Source organism: Pseudomonas sp. HMSC065H01 (assembly GCF_001815235.1).
GTDB lineage: Bacteria > Pseudomonadota > Gammaproteobacteria > Pseudomonadales > Pseudomonadaceae > Pseudomonas > Pseudomonas aeruginosa.
On sequence record NZ_KV819906.1, the window covers coordinates 311,869 to 332,769 of the forward strand.

Consider the following 20,901-nt stretch of genomic DNA (forward strand, 5'->3'; position numbering starts at 1 on the left):
AAGTTCACTTTTTCATGTGTTTTAAATCACATTTTATTTGACGAATTTCATGCGTCATAAAGTTGGCAGGCGAATCTCGCAACCTTGGCTGGAGCCCGCTAGGGAGCGGGGTCGAGCACCTCGAAGGCGCGGGTCGAACCGCCGATCTCGCTGATCTTCTGGGTCCAGAAGTTCTTCGCGTTGCCGTAGTGCCTGATGTAGTAATGGCCGGGCTCGGTCCCAGGTGGAATGGTCCAGCTGATAGTCGCTTTCGAGGCAGATATACCCACTCTCTCCCAGCGGTATTGGGTATCCCAGTCATTATCGGTGGCAATGGTCACGGGCGTCTGTTTGCCATCCTTGCCGATATTCACTACTTCAAGGAAAGTCTTCTCGGTGCGCAAGTCATTCTTCGGATGTCCGGTCACGAAAGCGACGGTCACCTTGTCGCCGATGCGATAACTTTCCCTGGGTTGTTGCAATACGTCGCCGAAGGACTTGCCGATATAGGGATCGTCGGCCACTACTCCGGTCTGGAAGTTCATCTGGCAGCAGGACAGGTCCGGCGCTATCGCCGAGGTTTCCACCGGCAGGCGTTCGCGCAGCGCCACCGCCATGTCGACGAACAACTGCTGGTAGGCGGCCTGGGTCCAGGGGCCGTAGAGGGTCGAGCCGCCTTCGTATTCCTGGGCGGCGTATTCCTCGCGGGTGGTGACGTAGCTGGCATAGGCATTCGCGTAGCCATTGAAGATCACATGGCGGATACCGGCCGCTTCGCTGGCCGCCTGCACCGCGCGGCGGATCCGCACCCCGGCCATCACGGTGAACTCGGCGGGGGCGCCGAGCAGTTCCAACTGGCCGATGCGGAACATCTGGATCGGCAGCACCGTCGGCGTCCAGGGGTAGGGTTTCTTGTTGCCGGTGTCGGCGAGGATGGTCTTTTCCGCCTGGCATTGCACCAGTTCCTGCGGCGGCACGCCGGTGAGCAACCCGCCCAGGGCCGAGAGGAACGGATTGTTGCCTTCATCCAGCCCCAGCGGGCCTGGACCGTCTTCGGTGCTACCGGCGGCCAGACTGGTGCCGATGGCCGCGGTGCACAACTGGCGCGGCTGGCCGTCGGTGAACTCCGGGCGGATCGGCAGGCGGGTGAAGTCGACGAAACGGAAGCGCGAATCCAGTTCGCCGAGCACTTCCTCCTGGGCCTGGCCGGCGATCTCGTAGGCCTTGGCGAATTGGCGCAGACCGATCTCGCGGGTGTTGTCGAACTCGTTGTCGAAGGGACCGGAGCCGGGCTTCAGGTTCAGGTTGGGCGACAGGTTGCCGGCATTGGTCTGGGCGAAGGCGGCGACGAAACCGCTCTTGCGGCTGACGTCGTGCTCCCAGTGATAGGAGGCGTAGCCCTTGTTGTCCGGGGAGATCAGGTGATTGGCGTTGGTCATCGAGGTGCTGTGCACCGGGAACCAACTGATCGCGCCGGCCAGCTCGCCGTTGGCGTCGACGAAGCTGAGCACGCTCATCTGCGGGTCGATGCCATCCTCGTAGCCGGCGATGTCCGGGTTCTTCAGGTGCGACAGCAGCGAACGGTTGCGGCTGGCGTTGCGCAGCTCGCCGCTGCCGTAGAACAGGCGGCCGGGCTGCAACCTGGCCTGGGCCCGCTCGATGGAGCGGACGATGCCGTCGACGATGGCGTTGAAGGTCTTTTCCTGGAAGCCGAGCACCGACAGGTTGTACATCGCGTAGTGGGAGAAGCCGCCCGGACCGGAGTGGGTGTGGGTGGCGGCGAGCATCACGTTGTTCTCGTCGTAGACACCGGGGTACTTCGCCTTGAGCCGGGCCAGGACCTTCAGGTGCACGGCCTGGAAGATCATCCCCAGGTCGGTGTTGACGTAGACCAGGCGACGTCCGCTGGCCGCTTCCTCGATCACGAAGGCACGCGCCCACTGGCGCATGTGGATGCCGGCGGTCTTCTGTTCGAGGGAGGAGTAACCCATCATGCCGACTTCGGCGGCTTCGCCGGTGATGTCCGCCTTGCCCAGGCCGAAGCGGTAGGGCAGGTCGTCGGCCTTGGCAGGCATGGAGAGCGCCAGCAGGACGCAGGACAGCAAGAGCGCGGTGAATGCGGAACGTGACATGGCGACCCTCTTCTTGTTTTCCGCCGCTGGGCGGGCTGGGGACGGTGGTCATCGAAAGCGGGCCGGAGCCTGCTTCGCCTGGTTGCCACTGTAGTGCCAGGGTGGTGGAGTCGAGGGGGGCGTAGCGGACAGGAAGGGGGTGAGCGCCGGCCATCCTGCATGGACGGCAAGGCAGGCGGGTAAAAAAAGGCCGCCTGCGTGGGGAGGCACCGGCGGCCAGTCGGTTCGGCAGCGTCGAGCCGGTCTGCAAGGGCTGGCGCAGGTCTCGGCTGCGGCCTGCGCCGACGCTCCCGAGGGCATTCGTAGTGTGCCCGACGCCGGCTGTCAGGGTGCTGACGCCCGCCTGACAATGCCGACAGCGGACACCGGGCGCATGCTTATTTCACCAGCGCCTTCTCGCCTTCCTCGCGGACCCAGAACAGGGTGGCGCCGGCGACGGCGGCGGGCATCATGACCAGGTTGACCAGCGGGATCAGCAGCGCCAGGTAGGTCACCCCGCCGAAACCCATGCACGCCCAGCGCTTGCTGCGCAGCCAGGCGAGCATCTCGTTCCAGCCGAGCTTGTGGTTGTCCGCCGGATAGTCGATGTACTGCACCGCCATCATCCAGATGCCGAAGAGGATCCACAGCGGCGTGGCGATCAGGTTGACCCCGGGCACGAAGCTCAGCACCAGCAGCACCAGCGCGCGCGGCAGGAAGTAGGCGAGCTTGCGCATCTCGCGACCCATGGTGCGCGGGATCATCGCCAGCAGTTCGGCCCAGCTGAACGGCGGGAAGTCGTCGCGGCCGCGAACCACCACCTCGACCTTTTCCGAGAGGAAGCCGTTGAACGGCGCGGAGATGATGTTGGCGACCATGGTGAAGGTGAAGAACACGATCACCAGCACCAGCAGGACGAACAACGGCCAGACGATGTACTGCAGGAAGCTCAGCCAGTCGGGCAGGCTGGGCATCAGCAGGTCGACCCAGTGGCTGAACTGCTGCATCGCGAAGCCGATCAGCAGGGCGAACACCAGCAGGTTGAGGGTCAGGGGGATCAGCACGAACAGGCGCAGGCCGGGACGCATGATCAGCTTCAGGCCTTCGCCGAGGTATTGCGGGCCGCTCAGGGCTGGCATAGGGAATGGTTCTCCGATGGGATGCGGGCTGAAACCTTAGCAGACTGGCGAAAGCCCGCGACAGAGCCTGTTTGACCGCGCATTTCAGGCTGGCGCCTGGTACAGGCAATAGTGGTTGCGCTGGCGCTTGGCCTCGTACATGGCGCTGTCGGCGGCACGGACCAGTCCTTCGGCATCGCCGGCATGCCGCGGGTAGAGAGCGATGCCGATGCTCGGGGTGACGAAGTCGATGCGTTCGCCATTCAGCGCGATCGGTTGGACCAGCGCCGCCAGCAGGCGTTCTGCGAGGCGCTGCGGATTGTTTTCCTGGCTGTCCTCGAGGAGCACGGCGAATTCGTCGCCGCCCAGGCGGTAGGCCTTGTCCGGCTGCCGCAGGGTGCTGCGTACCCGTTCGGCGACGGTCCTGAGGAGGGCATCGCCGATGTCGTGGCCGAAGCGGTCGTTGACCTCCTTGAAGCGGTCCAGGTCCAGGTACAGCAGCGCCAGTTCGCTTCCGCCGGAGCCGGCGCGAAGCAACGCCTGGCCGAGCTGTTCGTCGAAGGCCTTGCGGTTGCCCAGGCCGGTCAGCGGGTCGCGGTAGGCCATTTCCAGCAATTGCTGCTGGTAGGCGATCTGGCCGCTGACGTCGCGGACGATGCCGCGGTAGCCCCGTAGTTCGCCCTGCAGGTCGTGGATCAGCGAAACCGTGGCCTCGAAGTAGCCGAGGCTGCCGTCGGCGCGCTGCAGGGGGATGGCGAAGGTCTTGCCTGCGCCGCTCTGCATGGCGCGCTGGAAGGGTTGGCGGGCACGCGCCAGGTCGTCTTCGCCGAGCAGTTCGTAGTAGGGATGGCCGATCAGCGTTTCGCGCGTCTGGCCGAGCAGTTGGCAGAGCGCGGGGTTGACGGTGAGGATCACGCCGTCGACGTCCATTTCGAAGTAGCCGTCGCGCATCGACTGGAGGATCGCCCGGTCGCGCGCCTCGCTGTGTTCCAGGCGCTCGAGCATCTGGTTCATCTCGCCCGCCAGTTGTCCCAGCTCGTCGTTGCCGAAGTCGCTCAGGCGTATCGAGTGGGCGTTGCGTCCGACTTCGGCGACCTCCCGGTTGAGCCGTTGGACCCGGCGCAGGACCCACAGCTCCAGGGCCAGGTAGCCGACCAGGAAAGCGCCCAGCGCGACCAGCAGGGAGGCGCCGAGGAAGAAGTTGATGGCCTTCTCGCCCTGGATGTAGAGCAGGCGTTTCTTGGTGATGTCGAAGCGCAGCTGCGGCTCGCCGCTGGAACTCAGGTACTGCACCGAGACCTGCTGGACATGTTCGCCGATGAACCGCCGTGGGCTGAGCAGGGCCTGGTTGTGGGTACTGCCGCTGCGGCTGCGCAGCGGCTTCCAGGTGGAGTCGGTGGCGATGTTGGGCATCGGTTGCAGGTCGGCCTGCATCTGTTCGCGGAGGTTGGCCAGGCGTTCCCGGTCGAGGAAGTAGCCGGCGAGGATCGCGCCCTTCGCCGGCGCGCTACCCTGGTTGTTGCTGATAGGCACGCTGACCAGCAGGGTCGGCAGGTTGTCGACCAGCAGCAGCTCGCTCAGGCTGTGGTCGGTGCGTCCGCGAAAGTCCAGCGCGCCGAGGCGGATGGCGCGTTGCTGCAGTGCCTCGAGCAGGGCCTGGTCGCTCGCCGAGGGGGCGCCGAAGAGCACGCGCTGGTCGGGCGCGGGCGGGGACCACTGCTTCAGTTGCAGGTGACCCCGGTCGTCGAGGAACAGGACGAAGTCGAATCCCAGGTCGTCGAGCATCTCGTGGTCGAGGTTTTCCTGTTCGAAGGTCTCGTTGGGGCGCTGGATGAAGTCGTAGCTGGCATCCCACCAAGCGTAGGTGCGAACGATGTCCAGGTGGCGCTTCAACTCGAAGTCCAGCCGGTTGTGCAGGACGGTGGCGCCCTCTTGCAGGCGTTGCTGGTCCTCTCGGTCGAAACGGCTCAGCAGGATGCTTTCCGACAAGAGCCAGATACCGCCGAGACTGGCGGCCAGCAACGGCAGGAACAGCCAGAGCAGGCGTGTGCGTAGGGGCATGCGGTGAGGACGGGTAATGGGCGACAGCATGAGTCTAGCCGCAGGTTGAGAGCATAGGCTGACTCTATCGTGCGAATTAAAATTCGACATTTCAATGCATCGTCGTGACTGGGTAACCTGCGCTGCATATTCTTCCGGGAGCCTGGCGTCGCCGGGCGCAACCCAACCTTCTAGGAGCCTCGCGATGAGCGTACTGGTCAACAAGCAAGCCCCCGATTTCACTGCCGCCGCGGTCCTCGGCGACGGTTCCATCGTCGATGCCTTCCAGCTTTCCAGCCTGCGCGGCAAGTACGTCGTACTGTTCTTCTGGCCGCTCGACTTCACTTTCGTCTGCCCCTCGGAAATCATCGCCCACAATAACCGCATGGATAAGTTCCGCGAGCTGGGCGTCGAGGTGGTCGGTGTCTCCATCGACTCGCAGTTCACCCATCACGCCTGGCGCAGCACGCCGGTGGAGAAGGGCGGCATCGGTGCGGTCGAGTTCACCATGGTCGCCGACGTCAAGCACGAGATCACCCGCGCCTACGGCATCGAGCACGAGGACGGCGTGGCCTTGCGTGCTTCGTTCCTGATCGACCGCGCCGGGGTGGTCCAGCACCAAGTGGTGAACAACCTGCCGCTGGGGCGCGAGGTGGACGAGATGGTGCGCCTGGTCGAGGCCCTGCAGTTCACCGAGGAACACGGCGAGGTCTGCCCGGCCGGCTGGCGCAAGGGCCAGAAAGGCATGAAGGCGAGCGCCGAGGGCGTGGCCTCGTACCTGGCCGAGAACGCCGAGGCACTGTGATCCCGATGCCGGGCGCGAAGTGTGCCCGGCCGACCTTTTCCCGGGGCGACCGCTCCTTCCAAGCCTTCCCCATGTGCTTTGGTGGCCCCGTTTTTATTCGCGCCGACGCTGATGTCGGCAGGAGTCCGACGAGATGCCCGATACCCTCCGCCACGCCCGAGTGATCATCCTCGGTTCCGGTCCCGCCGGTTACAGCGCGGCTGTCTACGCCGCGCGCGCCAACCTCAAGCCGCTGCTGATCACCGGCATGCAGGCCGGCGGCCAGTTGACCACCACCACCGAGGTCGACAACTGGCCGGGCGATCCCCACGGCCTGACCGGCCCGGCACTGATGCAGCGGATGCAGGAGCACGCCGAGCGCTTCGAGACCGAGATCGTCTTCGACCACATTCATGCCGTGGACCTGGCCGGCAAGCCGTTCACCCTGCGCGGCGACAATGGCACCTACACCTGCGACGCACTGATCGTCGCCACCGGTGCCAGCGCGCGCTACCTGGGGTTGCCGTCGGAGCAGGCGTTCATGGGCAAGGGCGTGTCGGCCTGCGCCACCTGCGACGGTTTCTTCTACCGCAACCGCGAAGTGGCGGTGATCGGCGGCGGCAATACCGCTGTCGAAGAGGCCCTGTACCTGGCCAACATCGCCAGCCGGGTGACCCTGGTGCATCGTCGCGAAACCTTCCGCGCCGAGAAGATTCTCCAGGACAAGCTGCAGGCGCGGGTCGCCGAAGGCAAGATAGTGCTCAAGCTCAACGCCGAGGTCGATGAGGTGCTTGGCGACACGATGGGCGTCACCGGCGTGCGCCTGAAGACCCGCGATGGTGGCAGCGAGGAGATCGCCGTGGATGGCATGTTCGTCGCCATCGGCCATACTCCCAATACCTCGCTGTTCGAAGGGCAACTGGCCCTAAAGGACGGCTACCTGGTGGTCAACGGCGGGCGCGAAGGCAACGCCACCGCGACCAACGTACCGGGTGTGTTCGCCGCCGGCGACGTGGCCGACCACGTCTACCGCCAGGCGATCACCTCGGCCGGTGCCGGCTGCATGGCCGCGCTGGATGTGGAGCGCTATCTCGATTCGCTCTGATGAGAAGACAGCCCTGAGTGCTGCGTGCAAGGAAGGCCCCGCTTCGGCGGGGCTTTTCTTTGTCCGTTCGGAAGGCCGCGGGCAGTGGGTCGTCCGGTTACGCATCCGCCGACGGCGTACATCGGGGCCGAGCGGCGTGCCGGCAGAACACGACTTAAGGACGGCGGACTGCGAATAGAGCAATTGCTCTAGCCGGCCTAGAATCCAGACGCTTCATCCTTCCCACGACAACACAATAGAAGGAGCGTCATCCATGTTTCTCAGCCCTAGCGCGATCTGCCTGCTCGGCCTGATCGCCTGGACCCTGTTGCTGGTCTTCCTGCTGGTCAGCCAGCGCGGCCTGCTGGTACTCGGCGGGCGGATGGCGGTGAACGCCTTCGCCGCCGATGGCAGCAACACGCCTGGCGGTTTCGGCCAGCGGCTGGTGCGAGTCCATGCCAACTGCGTGGAGAACCTGCCGCTGCTGGCCGGCGCGCTGCTCTACGCGATCGCCAGCGGGCAGAGCAGCCTGACCGACCCGTTGGCGCCACTGGTGCTCGGCGCCCGGCTGTTCCAGTCGCTGATGCACCTGGTCAGCACCTCCGCGCTGTTCGTCTGGCTGCGTTTTGCCGGCTTCTTCGTGCAGTTGCTGGTGCTCGCCTGGTGGCTGCTGCTCCTCGCGGGGCTGGCCTAGCGGCGCCGGCTCAGTCGCCGGCGGCCAGTTGCTCGGCGAATACCTCGCGGTCGACGTTCGCTCCGCTGAGGATCAGGCCTACCTTCAGCCCCTTCAGGCGCTCGCGCTCCTGCCAGGCGGCGGCCAGCGCCGCCACCCCGGCGCCCTCGGCGACGTTGTGGGTGCTGGTGAAGCACAGGCGCATGGCCGCGCCGATCTCCCTGTCGCTGACCCGCACCAGACGATCGGCGCCGGCCAGGATCATTTCCAGCGCGCTCGGGTCCGGCGTACTGCACGCCATGCCGTCGGCCAGGCGGGTGTCGACCGGGTGGCTGATCGCCGTGCCGGCCTCGAACGACAGGGCGTAGGCCGGCGCATGGGCGGACACTACGCCGACGATGCGGGTCTTCAGGCCCAGCGCGTCGCGCGCGGCGATCAGGCCGCAGATGCCCGAACCCATACCGATCGGCACGTAGACTTCGTCAAGGTCGGCCAGCGCGGCGAACAACTCCAGGCTGTAGCTGGCGACCCCGGCCACCAGCCAGGGATGGAACGCCGGAATCAGGTGCAGGCCTTCGCGCCGGGCGCGCTCGGCGGCGTATTCGCGGGAGGCCTGGAAGTCCTCGCCGTGCTCGATCAGCTCCGCGCCAAGGCTGCGCATCGCCGCGTTCTTCTCGCGGCTGTTGCCGTGCGGCACGACGATGATCGGCTGGATGCCGTAGCGGCTCGCCGAGAAGGCCACCGACTGGCCGTGGTTGCCGCGGGTCGCGCTGATCACGGCGGCCGGCCGCTCGCCCTGGTGCGCCAGGTGGTGGAAATACACCAGGCCGCCGCGCAGTTTGAAGGCCCCCACCGGCAGGTGGTTCTCGTGCTTCATCCACACTTCGCAACCCAGTGCCTCGCATAGCAGCGGCCAGCGTATCTGCGGCGTCGGCGGCAGGCTCTGGTGGACGATGGCGGCGGCCTGTTGGAGGGCGGCGAGAGAAAAAGGCATGCGTGGTTTCCCCGTGCTGGTGGTCGGACCAGCCTAGGGAGCGCACGGCAGATTGAACAGGCACACGTAGCCAGGGTTTCGCCGGGGGACTGTACCGTTGCGCGGATTCGCCGTCTCGCGGCGGGTGCCTGGCGGCGAAAACGACTGCCGCCCGGAGCGGGCGGCAGTCGAGGGCGTTACAGCAGGGTCCAGGCGTCCTGCCAGGCCATGCCCTTGCCCGGGGCGTAGTAGAGGTCCCAGCCCTTGCACCAGCCGGAGTTCGGGTAGGGCTTGCACTGGTAGCGCTTGCCATCGGCACCGCGCACTACGGTCCCGGCGTCGTATTGCTGCAGGCCTTGCGGATAGTCGAAGTCGACCTTGCCGTCGCCGCCCGGTTGCTCGCCGCCGCCCTCGACCGGCAGTTCGATGTCGATCTGGAAGCGGTAGCCGGCCTGGCGCACGTAGACCTGGTTGTCCTGCGAGCTGGCCACCGGGCTGACCGCCCCGTAGGCATCCAGCACGCCGATGTTGACCAGGGTGGAGTCCTGGTTGACCTTCTGCGCCAGCGCCAGCGGCCATTGCTTGGCACCGTTGGCGCCCTGGGCCAGGGTCAGGCTGTGACGCTGGGCGTCGCGGCCCTGGGCATCGAACAGACGCAGGGTGACGGTAGCACCGGCTGGCAGGTCCTGCTGCGCGCGCAGGTTGCCCAGCGCTTGCCAGGGGTTGGCGACGGCGCCGCTGAAGCTCACGTCGATGCAGGCGTAGAAGGCTTCCGGGCTGTCCGAGCGCTGCCAGACGTTATAGATCACATGCTTGCCGGTCTTGCCCTGGGGCAGCGGGCAGTTCATCCGGTAGGTGCCGTTCTCCAGCTTGACGCTGGTGATCGAGCAGAACGGCGCGGGTTCCAGGTCGCTCCAGGCCAGCGGCTTCTCGGGGTTGTAGCCGTCCTTGGTGATGTAGAAGTCGAAGTAGCGGGTCGCGTGCGGCGCGCTGGCCTTGTAGACGAACTGGAAGTTGCCGCTGGCGTCCGGCGCGATGGCAGTGCTGGGCCAGTCGCTGCGAGCCAGGTTCAGGCCCTTGAACAGTGCCTTGCCGGCGCCGCAGAGCTGGCCGTCGGGGACCACCGCCTGGTGGTTGCCGTTGGCGTTGCCCTGGTTGACGCCATTCCAGTCGTACAGCGCCTGGGTGCCGCCGGCGGCGACGGCGGCCTTGCAGGCGGCCGACTTGGGATTCTCCGGACCTTCGAGGAAGCAGCCGTAGACCCGACTGGGCGGCGTTTCCATCGAGCCGTGGGCATGGGCTGCCTGGGGCAGGAACAGGGCGAGGGTGAGTGGCAGGAGTGCCAGGGTGGCTGAGTAGTGTTTCATGACAAGTCCTTTTTTCCAGAACCGGATTCATTTCGAAGCGGGCTGATCCTAGCCCTCGGTGCCGGTTTGAGGTCCCTACCAAATGTGACGGGCCGGTCAGATTCGCTACCCATTCCTGATGGATGTCGCGGAATGCAAAGCGGTCGGCACCCGCACTGTGAGCCGGTAGAGGCAGGCAAAGGGCCGCCATGGGGGCGGGGAAGGGAAGCCGGCGGGAAGGTGGCGGACCTGTCAGAACGATCAGTGTCCGCGCCCGGCCGCAGCCGGGCGGGAAGGGAACTAGACCTGGCTGCCGAGCTGTTCGGCGCGACGCAGCCAGCCCTGGCGCTGTTCCTCGCTGGAACTGCGCATCGGCGCGAACTCTTCCAGGCGGCGGGTGGCGATGCCACAGGCGCCGAGCACGCTGCGCACCATCTGCCGGTGCGCCGGCGGGCCCTTGAGGAAGCGCAGCCGCGACAGCGGCTGGTCGTGGCAGACCAGCAGGTCGGCGCTGCGCCCGCCCAGCAGTTGCTCCCAGTCCTTGTCCTGGGTGCCGCGGTAGCGGAAGGCGAAGCCCGGCTGCAGGACGCGGTCGAAGAAGCCCTGCAGCAACGCCGGCAGGCCGCCCCACCAGACCGGGTAGACGAACACCAGGTGCTCGGCCCAGTGGATCTGCCGCTGCGCTTCCAGCAGGTCGGGTTCGAGCACCTGGCTCTGTTCGTAGCCTTCGTGGAGGATCGGGTCGAAGGCCAGCTCGCCCAGCTTCAGTTCGCGCACCACGTGATCCTTGCTGCGCGCGCCCTGGGCGTAGCATTCGGCGAGCAGGTGGCAGAAGCTCTTGCGCTTGGGCGAGCCGACGATCAGCAGGATGCGCTTGCCGTCGCCTTCCAGCGGGGTGGCGCCGGTCTTGGCGGTTTCAACCATGGTGGCCGGCCTCCAGCATCTGCTCCGGCCGTACCCATTCGTCGAACTGCGCTTCGTCCAGGTAGCCCAGCTGCAGCGCCGCGGCGCGCAGGGTGGTGCCTTCGGCGTAGGCCTTCTTGGCGATTTCGGCGGCCTTGTCGTAGCCGATGTGCGGGTTCAGCGCGGTGACCAGCATCAGGCCGCGCTCCAGCAGGTCGGCCATGCGCTGGGCGTCCGGCTCCAGGCCGGCGACGCAATGCTTGTTGAAGTTGCGGCAGCCGTCGGCGAGCAGGCGGATGGACTCCAGCAGGTTGTAGACGATCACCGGCTTGAACACGTTGAGTTGCAGATGGCCCTGGCTGGCGGCGAAGGAAATCGTGCTGTCGTTGCCCATGACCTGGCAGGCCAGCATCGACAGCGCCTCGCACTGGGTCGGGTTGACCTTGCCGGGCATGATCGAGCTGCCCGGCTCGTTGGCCGGCAGCTTCACCTCGGCGAAGCCGGCGCGTGGGCCGGAACCGAGCAGGCGCAGGTCGTTGGCGATCTTCATCAGGGCCACCGCCAGGCTCTTCAGGGCGCCGGAGAGGATGACCAGCGGCTCGTGGCCGGCCAGGGCGGCGAACTTGTTCGGCGCGGCGACGAAGGGCAGGCCCGATTCGGCGGCGATTTCCGCGGCGATGGCGTCGGCGAAGCCCTTCGGCGCGTTGAGCCCGGTGCCCACCGCGGTGCCGCCCTGGGCCAACTGGTAGACCGCCGGCAGCGCCGCGCGGATGGCGCGCTCGGCGTAGTCGAGCTGGGCGACGAAGGCCGAGAGTTCCTGGCCGAAGGTGATCGGCGTGGCGTCCATCAGGTGGGTGCGCCCGGTCTTGACCAGGCTGGCGTGCCGCGCCGACTGTTCGGCGAGACCGCCGGAAAGCTCGGCGATGGCCGGCAGCAATTGTTCGTGCACGGCCTTGGCGGCGGCGATGTGCATGGCGGTGGGGAAGCTGTCGTTGGAACTCTGCGCGCGGTTGACGTGGTCGTTGGGATGCACCGGCGACTTGCCGCCGCGCGGATTGCCGGCCAGTTCGTTGGCGCGGCCAGCGATCACCTCGTTGACGTTCATGTTGGTCTGGGTGCCGCTGCCGGTCTGCCAGACCACCAGCGGGAAGTGTTCGTCGTGGCGGCCTGCGAGGACTTCGTCGGCGGCCTGTTCGATCAGCCGGGCGACTTCCGGCGGCAGTTCGCCGAGGTGGTCGTTGACCCGCGCGGCGGCTTTCTTGATCAGCGCCAGGGCGTGGATCACGGCGAGCGGCATGCGCTGGCCGCCGATGGCGAAGTTCTCCAGCGAACGCTGGGTCTGGGCGCCCCAGTAGGCGTCGTCGGGCACCTCGATGGTGCCCAGGCTATCGGTTTCGGTCCGGCTCATGAGTGTTCTCCAGGGTGCGTATCCGGCAGTTTAGGCCTTCGCTCCCGCCTTGGGTTCCGCTGCCGTCGCTTCCTCGTGGGCATTTTTCGCCGCGCTGCGGGTCGGAAATAGATTGCCCGCCGCCGGCCTCACCAGCGCGCGCGGGTCGAACCGATCCAGCCGAGGGCGCCGTCCACCGGCACGCAGTCGCCGTCGTCGTGGCGCAGGGTGCCGTTGAAACGGCCGAACCACTGGCGGGTATTGGCATAGAACAGGCCGACGCTGGGCCGCGCCTGGTGCAGCTGTTCGGGACGGAAGAGCAGCTCGACGCGACCGCAGGCGCTGTCCAGGCGCCATTCGGCCAGCGGGTCGCGAGGCTCGCGGATGTGCACGTCGTCGAGCACGCGGCTGAGCTTGCCGCCGAACCACAGGGCGTTCTCGCGCAGGTCGCTGGCTTCGGTCCAGCCGGTGCCGAAGTTGCCGGCGATGCCGCCGGGGGCGGCGAAGGCGGCGCGGGTCCAGTAGGTATGCAGCGGCCAGACACCGCGGCCGAAGTCCAGCGCGGCGAAGCTCTGGCCCGCCTGGCAGTCGTAGCGTCGGCGGCCGAGCTGCAGGCAGCCGCTGATCGGCAGGCCGAGCTGGCGGCTGCAGGCATGGAAGGTGTGTTCGCCCATCGGCACCACCAGGTTCACCGACTCCAGGTGCGACGGTCGTCGCACTTCCAGCGCCAGCTCCAGCGGCAGGCCACCGAGGTCCGGGGCCTGGCCGGTGACGCGCAGGCGCCCGGGCTGTTCGTCGAAGCGCAATTGCAGGCGGGGATGCTCGAAGGCATGGCTGGCCTGCGGCTCGTCGGGCAACTGGCAGCCGAGGCCGAAGAAGCGGATCTGCGTGTGCGCTACCGCCTGGCCGCTGTCCAGGTCGAGGAAATAGGCGGCGCCGTAGGTCAGGTAGTCGAGGTCGGCGATGGTCAGCGAGAGCATCCAGCCGGGGCTGACGATGCACCAGTGGTTCCAGCGCTTGCGCCGGCCGAAGTGGCCGGGGATGTGGCAGAGCACCCGCGGCCGGGCGGACCAGCCGACCGCCCGGGGATCGAGCCGGCCGTGGCCGTCGCAGAGGTTGCGCAGGGGCGGGGGCGATACGGCGAGGGTATCGGCGGCGGTTCCGTTCATCTAACACATCCATGTGACAGGCCGACGCAAGCATGCCGGCTGCGGAAGGAAGGCGGCAAGTACCCACTACAGAACTGATAGTAGACGGCATGGAGCGGGCGGGCGCCGGATAGGATTCTCCCGATATTCGGCGCCGCGCTTGAGCGGATTTCGAACTTAGGCGCAGAATGTCGGGTCCCACGGACACATCTACCCAACCTCAAGGATTTTCCATGACCCGTCTTCGCCTCATCGGCAGCGCCGTGCTGCTCAGCCTCAGCTCCATGGCCATGGCCGATTCCGCCAGCCAGGCCGAGCAATTCCTCAAGCTGGTCCATGCCGACAAGCTGACGGTCCCGGTCTATGCCCAGGTGCAGCAGATGCTGGCCCAGCGCTTCGCCCAGGCCAAGGCGCCGGAGAGCAAGAAGGCGGTTCTCGAGCGTTACCAGGCCAAGGCCAATGCCGAACTGGACCGCGCCATCGGCTGGGACAAGATCAAGCCCGAGCTGATCAAGCTCTACACCACCAACTTCACCGAGTCCGAGCTGAAGGACCTGAATGCCTTCTACCAGTCGCCGCTGGGCAAGAAGGTGCTGGAGAAGATGCCGCGCCTGACTGCCGAATCCGCCCAACTGACCCAGGCCAAGCTGCAAGGCGCCGTCGAGCCGGTGAACAAGCTGATGGCCGACATGGACAAGGAACTCGGCGTCGCCGCGCCGGCCCAGAAGAAAAAGTGAGTCGTGATTCGCGATGAGCATGCGTGACCGTATCCAGACCGCCCTGCAGCCCCTCGATCCGCAACACGTCGAGGTGCTCGACGAGAGCCACATGCACAGCCGCGGGCTGGAGACCCACTTCAAGGTGGTGCTGGTCAGCCCGCAGTTCGCCGGGTTGAACGCGGTGAAGCGGCACCAGAAGGTATATGCCACCCTCGGTGGGTTGATGGGCGAGTTCCACGCCCTGGCGCTGCATACCTTCACCCCTGAGGAGTGGAGCCAGGCTGCGGTGCCGGCCTCGCCGACCTGCCGCGGCGGGAGCAAGCACGACATACCCTGAGACGGCGTCCGTCGCGGCGGGGTGCAGAGCCTGCCCCTGCTGCGCTAGACTACGCACCCAGCGCCGGCCTTCCGCCGGCGTTGTCGTTTCCATGGCGCCAGCGGCTGGCGCTTTTCGTTCCGGTCCGCCCTTTACGCGGGCGACCACCTGGAGGCTATATCCCCATGACATCCATCGTCGTGGCGGCGCTGTACAAGTTCGTGACTCTCGACGATTACGTGGCGCTGCGTGAACCCCTGCTGCAAACCCTGCTCGACAACGGTGTGAAAGGCACCTTGCTGCTGGCCGAGGAAGGCATCAACGGCACCGTCTCCGGTAGCCGCGAAGGCATCGATGCGCTGTTCGCCTGGCTGCGCAGCGATCCCCGGCTGGCCGATATCGAGCACAAGGAATCCTACTGCGACGAACAGCCGTTCTACCGCACCAAGGTCAAGCTGAAGAAGGAAATCGTCACCCTCGGCGTGCCTGGCGTCGATCCGAACAAGCAGGTCGGCCAGTATGTCGAGGCGAAGGACTGGAATGCCCTGATCAGCGATCCGGAAGTCCTGCTGATCGATACCCGCAACGACTACGAGGTGGCGATCGGCACCTTCGAGGGCGCGGTCGATCCGAAGACCAGGTCGTTCCGCGAGTTCCCCGAGTACATCAAGGCCCACTACGACCCGGCGCGGCACAAGAAGGTGGCGATGTTCTGCACCGGCGGCATCCGCTGCGAGAAGGCTTCCAGCTACATGCTCGGCGCCGGTTTCGAGGAGGTCTTCCACCTCAAGGGCGGCATCCTCAAGTACCTCGAAGAGGTGCCGCAGGAACAGAGCCTGTGGCGCGGCGACTGCTTCGTATTCGACAACCGCGTGACCGTGCGCCACGATCTTAGCGAGGGCGAGTACGATCAGTGCCACGCCTGCCGCAACCCGGTTTCGCTGGAGGACCGCCAGTCCGAGCACTACGTGCCCGGCATCAGCTGTCCGCACTGCTGGGACTCGCTGAGCGAGAAGACCCGCGCCGGCGCCCGCGAGCGGCAGAAACAGATCGAACTGGCGCGGCAGCGCAACCAGCCGCACCCGCTCGGTCGCGATCCGCGCCAGTCCACGCTGGAGAACTGAACCTTGGCCAAGGCCCGCCTGCTGTACGTGATGGACCCCATGTGCTCCTGGTGCTGGGGCTTCGCCCCGGTCGCCGAGGCGCTGTCCCGGCAGGCGGCCGCCGACGGCGTCGCTTTCCACCTGGTAGCCGGTGGCCTGCGCGCCGGCCACGGCGCGGCGCTCGACCCGAATACCCGCGGCTACATCCTCGGCCACTGGCAGACCGTGCAGCAGACCACCGGCCAGCCGTTCCGCTTCGACGACGCGTTGCCCGATGGCTTCGTCTATGACACCGAGCCGGCCTGCCGGGCCCTGGTGGCGGCGCGCAGCCTCGACGAGGAAAGCGCCTGGCCGCTGGTAAGGGCGATCCAGCGGGCGTTCTACGCCGAGGGTCGCGATGTCACCCAGGCGGCGGTGCTCGCCGGCCTGGCGGAAGCGGTGGGGCTTCCGCGCATCGAGTTCGCCGCGGCCTTCGACAGCGGCGAGGCGCGTGACGCCACCGCCGCCGATTTCGCCTGGGTCCAGGACCTCGGCATCGCCGGGTTCCCGACCCTGCTGGCCGAACGCAACGGCCAACTGGCGTTGCTCACCAACGGCTACCAGCCGCTTGCCGAACTTTCACCCTTGCTCGGCCGCTGGCTGGAACGGGGCCGGCATGAGTGAGCGCGGAGACCGCCTGAGCTGGGCGGAGATTCGTCGACTCGCACTGCGCCACAAGAAAGCCCTGTTGTTCGCCAACCTGGTGGCGGTGCTGACCACCCTCTGCACCGTGCCGATTCCCTTGCTGCTGCCGCTGCTGGTGGACGAAGTGCTGCTCGGCAAGGGTGACGGCGCGCTGCGTTTCATGGACCGCCTGTTGCCCGCCGACTGGCAGGTGGCGTTCGGCTACATCGGCCTGATGCTGGCGGCGACCCTTCTGTTGCGGGGGGCGGCGCTGGTATTCAACGTGCTCCAGGCGAAGCTGTTCGCGCGGTTGTCCAAGGACATCGTCTACCGCATCCGCCTGCGTCTGATCGAGCGCCTCCGGCATATCGCCCTGGGCGAATACGAAACCCTCGGCGGCGGGTCGATCAGCGCCCACCTGGTCACCGACCTGGATACCCTGGACAAGTTCGTCGGGGAAACCCTCAGCCGCTTCCTGGTCGCCTTGCTGACGCTGCTCGGCACCGCCGCGATCCTGGTCTGGATGCACTGGCAGCTGGCCTTGCTGATCCTGCTGTTCAACCCGCTGGTGATCTGGTCCACGGTGCAGCTGGGCAAGCGCGTCAAGCATCTCAAGAAGCTCGAGAACGACAGCACCGCGCGCTTCACCCAGGCGCTCACCGAGACCCTCGAGGCGATCCAGGAAGTCCGCGCCGGCAATCGCCAGGGCTATTTCCTCGGCCGCCTCGGCCACCGCGCCCAGGAGGTCCGCGACTACGCCGTGGCCTCGCAATGGAAGAGCGACGCCGCCGGGCGCGCCAGCGGCCTGCTGTTCCAGTTCGGCATCGACGTGTTCCGCGCCGCGGCGATGCTCACCGTGCTGCTCTCGGACCTGTCGATCGGCCAGATGCTCGCGGTGTTCAGCTACCTCTGGTTCATGATCGGTCCGGTCGAACAGCTGCTCGGCCTGCAATACGCCTACTACGCCGCTGGCGGCGCGTTGCAGCGGATCAACGAGTTGCTGGCGCGGGCCGACGAGCCGCGCTACCTGCCGCTGCGCGATCCGTTCGCCGGCCGCACGACCGTTGGCATCGAGGTGCGCGGGCTGGATTTCGCCTACGGCGAGGACAAGGTCCTGGAGCAGTTGGACCTGAACATCGGCGCCGGCGAGAAGGTTGCCCTGGTCGGCGCCAGCGGCGGCGGCAAGAGCACGCTGGTGCAACTGCTGCTCGGCCTCTACAGTGCGCAGCGCGGCAGCATCCGCTACGGCGGGGTGCCCCTGGAGGAAATCGGCCTGGACTGCGTGCGCGAACATGTCGCGGTGGTCCTCCAGCATCCGGCGCTGTTCAACGACAGCGTGCGGGCCAACCTGACCATGGGCCGCGAACGCAGTGACCAGGCCTGCTGGCGGGCTTTGGAGATCGCCCAGTTGGCCGACGGCGTGCGGCGCCTGCCGCAGGGGCTGGACACCGTGGTCGGGCGTTCCGGGGTGCGCCTGTCGGGCGGTCAGCGGCAGCGCCTGGCGATCGCCCGGATGATCCTCGCCGAGCCCAAGGTGGTGATCCTCGACGAGGCCACCTCGGCCCTCGACGCCGCTACCGAGTACGCCCTGCACCAGGCGCTCGGGGACTTCCTCGAAGGCCGCACCACATTGATCGTGGCCCATCGGCTGTCGGCGGTGAAGCAGGCCGACCGGGTCCTGGTCTTCGATGGCGGGCATATCGCCGAAGACGGCGATCACCAGCAACTGATCGCCGAAGGCGGCCTCTACGCCCGGCTCTACGGACATCTGCAACAGATGTGAGGCGCCAGGCTGTCGCCTGGCGGTTTTTCTCGTATATTCCATATAAGACATCCGGTTTTTATTGGCTGCGGCAATAAAAAACGCTGTCTGTTCCGCCAGGTGCAGGGCAGGTTCGGCAAACAGCCACTAGACTCCTACTGTTTGCCAGGTGTCCGCCTCCTCCAGCGTCGTGGCTGCCGGCAGGCAAGGCCTCGGGAGTTCTGCGACGGGATCTTGAGCGGCCGACAGGTGATGCAGTCAGGGGCGACGGAGACGGCGCCCGATCGCTTAGCGCCAGTTTGAATGGTAGATGGAATGAGGCAGAACCGGACTCTCGACAAGCCCCGCCTGCTCGGCCTGGTATGGCCCTTCATCGTCGTGGTACTGCTGCAGGCCATGCTGGCGGGCGGCAGTCTCTACGTCCTCTCCGCGGTGCGCAGCTATGTCGGCGGCGAAAGCCTCTGGTCGAAGGGCCAGAAGGATGCCATCTACTACCTCACCCTCTATGCCGACTCACGCGCCGACGAAGACTTCCGCCGCTACGAGGAGGCCATCGCGATCCCCCTCGGCGACCGCGAGATGCGCCTTGCCCTGGACCAGCCCGACCCGGACATCGAGGCGGCCCGCCAGGGCATCCTCAAGGGCGGCAACCATGCCGACGACGTTACCGCGATCATCTGGCTGTACCGCAACTTCCACGACTTCAGTTACTTCGAGCGCGCCATCGAGCTGTGGCTGGTGGGCGACAAGTACGTCATGGAACTGATCGACGTCGCCGGCAAGATGCGCGCGGGCATCGGCGCCGGGCAGGCCAGCGCCGAGCAGGTGCAACAGTGGAAGACCGAGATCCACGCGATCAACGAGAAGGTCACGCCGGCGGCCAAGGCCTTCAGCGACGCCCTTGGCGAGGGCTCGCGGGCCTTGCTCAGGCTGCTGCTGGTGGCCAACCTGACCACCGCCAGCGTGCTCATCCTCCTGGCGTTCCTGCGGACCCGGCAGCAACTGATGCAGCGCCAGGAAGTGGAGAACGCCCTCGATGCCGAGCGCGAACGGGCCCAGATCACCCTGGCCTCGATCGGCGACGGAGTGATCACCGCCGACACCCAGGGGGGCATTTCCTACCTCAACCCGGCCGCCGAGCAGATGACCAACTGGACGTTGGACAAGGCCCGCGGCCTGCCCCTGGCGTCGCTGTTCCGGATCGTCGACGAAAGCTCGCGGGAGGAGGGCATGCTGCTGATCGAGCAGATCCTCAGCGGCGAGATCGACGGCGGTCGCGAGCATTCCAAGCTGGTTCTGCGTCACGACGGCAGCAGCGTGCCGGTGACCCTGGTGGGCGCGCCGATCCACCGTGGCGCCGAGATCACCGGGGTGGTCCTGGTGCTTCACGACATGACCCGCGAGCGCCAGTACATGGCGCGCCTGTCCTGGCAGGCGACCCACGATGCGTTGACCGGGCTGACCAACCGCCGCGAGTTCGAGTATCGCCTGCAGATAGCGCTGGAACGCCTGGAGCGCAACAGCGGGCGGCACGCCCTGATGTTCCTCGACCTGGACCAGTTCAAGCTGGTCAACGACACCTGCGGCCACGCCGCCGGCGACGAACTGCTGCGCCAGGTCTGTACCCTGCTGCAACAAGGCTTGCGCGAGGGCGACACGCTGGCGCGGCTGGGCGGCGACGAGTTCGGCATCCTGCTGGAGAACTGTCCGGCGGAAAAAGCCGTGGAGATCGCCGACCATCTGCGCAAGACCATCCAGGACCTGCACTTCACCTGGAGCGGGCAGCCGTTCAACTGCACCGTCAGCGTCGGCCTGGTGCACCTGCTGCCGGGTATCTCGACCCTCGAGGAGGCGCTGCGCTCCGCCGACATGGCCTGCTACATGGCCAAGGAAAAGGGCCGCAACCGGGTCCAGGTGTTCCATCAGGACGACGTCGAACTATCGATGCGCTTCGGCGAGATGACCTGGGTCCAGCGCATCCACCTGGCGCTGGAGGAAGACCGCTTCAGTCTCTATGCCCAGCCCATCGTGCCGCTGGGCGAAGGTGCGGAGGAGGGCTTGCACGTCGAACTGCTGCTGCGCCTGCGCGACGAGGGCGGGCGCCTGGTGCCGCCGCTGAGCTTCATACCCGCCGCCGAGCGCTACGGCCTGATGACGCTGATCGATCGCTGGGTGGTGGAGAATGCCTTCCGCACCCTTGTCGAACGCGCCCAGGACCCTCGCGCCGAGCCGATCGGCACCTGCGCCATCAACCTCTCCGGCGCGACCATCGGCGACGAGTCGTTCCTGCAGTTCCTCACCGAGCTGTTCGCCCGTTACCGCATTCCGCCGCAGACGATCTGCTTCGAGGTCACCGAAACCGTGGCGGTTGCCAACCTGGCCAGCGCCATCCGATTCATCAACGAGCTCAAGGACACCGGCTGTCGTTTCTACCTGGACGATTTCTGCGCCGGCATGTCGTCCTTCATCTACCTCAAGCACCTGCCGGTGGATTACCTGAAGATCGATGGCAGCTTCGTCAAGGACATGCTCGAGGATCCCATCGATCGCGCCATGGTCCAGGTGATCAACCATATCGGCCACGTGATGGGCAAACGTACCATCGCGGAGTTCGTCGAGACCGTCGAAGTCATGGAAGCGCTGCGCGAGATCGGCATCGACTATGCCCAGGGCCTGGCCATCGGCGCGCCCCTGCCGTTCAGTCGCCAGCCTCCGGGGGCTGGAGTGGATGCCCAGGGCCTGTGGCCGAGCCTGGGACAGAACCTCCGGTAGGTGACCGCGGGGCGAAGAAA

Annotated in this window: 17 protein-coding genes; 9 read left to right on the plus strand and 8 right to left on the minus strand. The window is 66.6% G+C overall.

From position 1 onward, the window contains the following. Positions 1-98: 98 nt before the first annotated feature. From cerN to HMPREF3014_RS21775, 3 genes are all read right to left on the minus strand, one after another. A complete protein-coding gene (gene cerN, locus HMPREF3014_RS21765) occupies positions 99-2,111 on the minus strand; it encodes a ceramidase CerN (protein WP_023087746.1) in 2,013 nt (670 codons plus the stop codon). A 377-nt stretch (positions 2,112-2,488) separates the two neighbouring features. Then, entirely contained in the window at positions 2,489-3,229 is a 741-nt protein-coding gene (cysZ, locus tag HMPREF3014_RS21770; protein WP_003116482.1) for a sulfate transporter CysZ, read from the minus strand. Between the two features lie 84 nt (positions 3,230-3,313). Further along, positions 3,314-5,269, minus strand: coding sequence for a sensor domain-containing diguanylate cyclase (locus HMPREF3014_RS21775; RefSeq protein WP_031633408.1), 1,956 nt, complete (start codon positions 5,267-5,269; stop codon positions 3,314-3,316). Between the two features lie 184 nt (positions 5,270-5,453). Between HMPREF3014_RS21775 and HMPREF3014_RS21780 the strand changes: the two genes are divergently transcribed. From HMPREF3014_RS21780 to HMPREF3014_RS21790, 3 genes are all read left to right on the plus strand, one after another. Next, complete coding sequence (locus HMPREF3014_RS21780) at positions 5,454-6,053, plus strand: peroxiredoxin (RefSeq protein ID WP_003085842.1); 600 nt, start codon at positions 5,454-5,456, stop codon at positions 6,051-6,053. A 133-nt stretch (positions 6,054-6,186) separates the two neighbouring features. Next, the gene (trxB, locus tag HMPREF3014_RS21785; RefSeq protein ID WP_003114229.1) at positions 6,187-7,137 is read left to right on the plus strand and encodes a thioredoxin-disulfide reductase; all 951 of its coding nucleotides are present in this window, start codon (positions 6,187-6,189) and stop codon (positions 7,135-7,137) included. Between the two features lie 253 nt (positions 7,138-7,390). Beyond that, positions 7,391-7,810 carry an MAPEG family protein gene (locus HMPREF3014_RS21790; RefSeq protein WP_003085846.1) on the plus strand — a complete coding sequence of 140 codons (420 nt, stop codon included), beginning with the start codon at positions 7,391-7,393 and terminating at the stop codon, positions 7,808-7,810. Positions 7,811-7,820: 10 nt separating this feature from the next. On the opposite strand, the gene HMPREF3014_RS21795 is transcribed toward HMPREF3014_RS21790, so the two are convergent. The 5 genes from HMPREF3014_RS21795 to HMPREF3014_RS21815 form a co-directional block, all read right to left on the minus strand. Then, on the minus strand, positions 7,821-8,783 hold the full coding sequence (locus HMPREF3014_RS21795; protein WP_003114230.1) for a threonine dehydratase: 963 nt from the start codon (positions 8,781-8,783) through the stop codon (positions 7,821-7,823). Between the two features lie 176 nt (positions 8,784-8,959). Then, on the minus strand, positions 8,960-10,129 hold the full coding sequence (gene cbpD, locus HMPREF3014_RS21800) for a chitin-binding protein CbpD (RefSeq protein WP_003120756.1): 1,170 nt from the start codon (positions 10,127-10,129) through the stop codon (positions 8,960-8,962). Between the two features lie 279 nt (positions 10,130-10,408). Beyond that, on the minus strand, positions 10,409-11,032 hold the full coding sequence (locus tag HMPREF3014_RS21805; protein WP_003114232.1) for an NAD(P)H-dependent oxidoreductase: 624 nt from the start codon (positions 11,030-11,032) through the stop codon (positions 10,409-10,411). Beyond that, a complete protein-coding gene (locus HMPREF3014_RS21810) occupies positions 11,025-12,419 on the minus strand; it encodes a class II fumarate hydratase (RefSeq protein ID WP_003085854.1) in 1,395 nt (464 codons plus the stop codon). Before HMPREF3014_RS21810 ends, HMPREF3014_RS21805 begins: the two co-directional genes overlap by 8 nt. Positions 12,420-12,547: 128 nt before the next feature. After that, positions 12,548-13,567 (minus strand): DUF2804 domain-containing protein, encoded by a 1,020-nt coding sequence (locus HMPREF3014_RS21815; RefSeq protein ID WP_003114233.1) that lies wholly within the window; start codon positions 13,565-13,567, stop codon positions 12,548-12,550. A 167-nt stretch (positions 13,568-13,734) separates the two neighbouring features. Here HMPREF3014_RS21815 and HMPREF3014_RS21820 point away from each other — a divergent pair, with 167 nt between their 5' ends. The 6 genes from HMPREF3014_RS21820 (at position 13,735) to HMPREF3014_RS21845 (ending at position 20,881) form a co-directional block, all read left to right on the plus strand. Beyond that, on the plus strand, positions 13,735-14,283 hold the full coding sequence (locus HMPREF3014_RS21820) for a DUF2059 domain-containing protein (RefSeq protein WP_003120754.1): 549 nt from the start codon (positions 13,735-13,737) through the stop codon (positions 14,281-14,283). A gap of 13 nt (positions 14,284-14,296) precedes the next feature. Beyond that, a complete protein-coding gene (locus tag HMPREF3014_RS21825) occupies positions 14,297-14,602 on the plus strand; it encodes a BolA family protein (protein WP_003114234.1) in 306 nt (101 codons plus the stop codon). 164 nt (positions 14,603-14,766) lie between these two features. Further along, on the plus strand, positions 14,767-15,705 hold the full coding sequence (locus tag HMPREF3014_RS21830; RefSeq protein WP_003085861.1) for an oxygen-dependent tRNA uridine(34) hydroxylase TrhO: 939 nt from the start codon (positions 14,767-14,769) through the stop codon (positions 15,703-15,705). 39 nt (positions 15,706-15,744) lie between these two features. Next, positions 15,745-16,347: a DsbA family protein gene (locus HMPREF3014_RS21835; protein WP_010895526.1), complete on the plus strand. Its 603-nt coding sequence runs from the start codon at positions 15,745-15,747 to the stop codon at positions 16,345-16,347. Further along, on the plus strand, positions 16,340-18,130 hold the full coding sequence (locus HMPREF3014_RS21840) for an ABC transporter ATP-binding protein (RefSeq protein WP_023087744.1): 1,791 nt from the start codon (positions 16,340-16,342) through the stop codon (positions 18,128-18,130). The genes HMPREF3014_RS21835 and HMPREF3014_RS21840 overlap by 8 nt, the downstream gene beginning before the upstream one ends. A 294-nt stretch (positions 18,131-18,424) precedes the next feature. Then, on the plus strand, positions 18,425-20,881 hold the full coding sequence (locus HMPREF3014_RS21845; RefSeq protein WP_034017199.1) for an EAL domain-containing protein: 2,457 nt from the start codon (positions 18,425-18,427) through the stop codon (positions 20,879-20,881). Positions 20,882-20,901 lie beyond the last annotated feature (20 nt).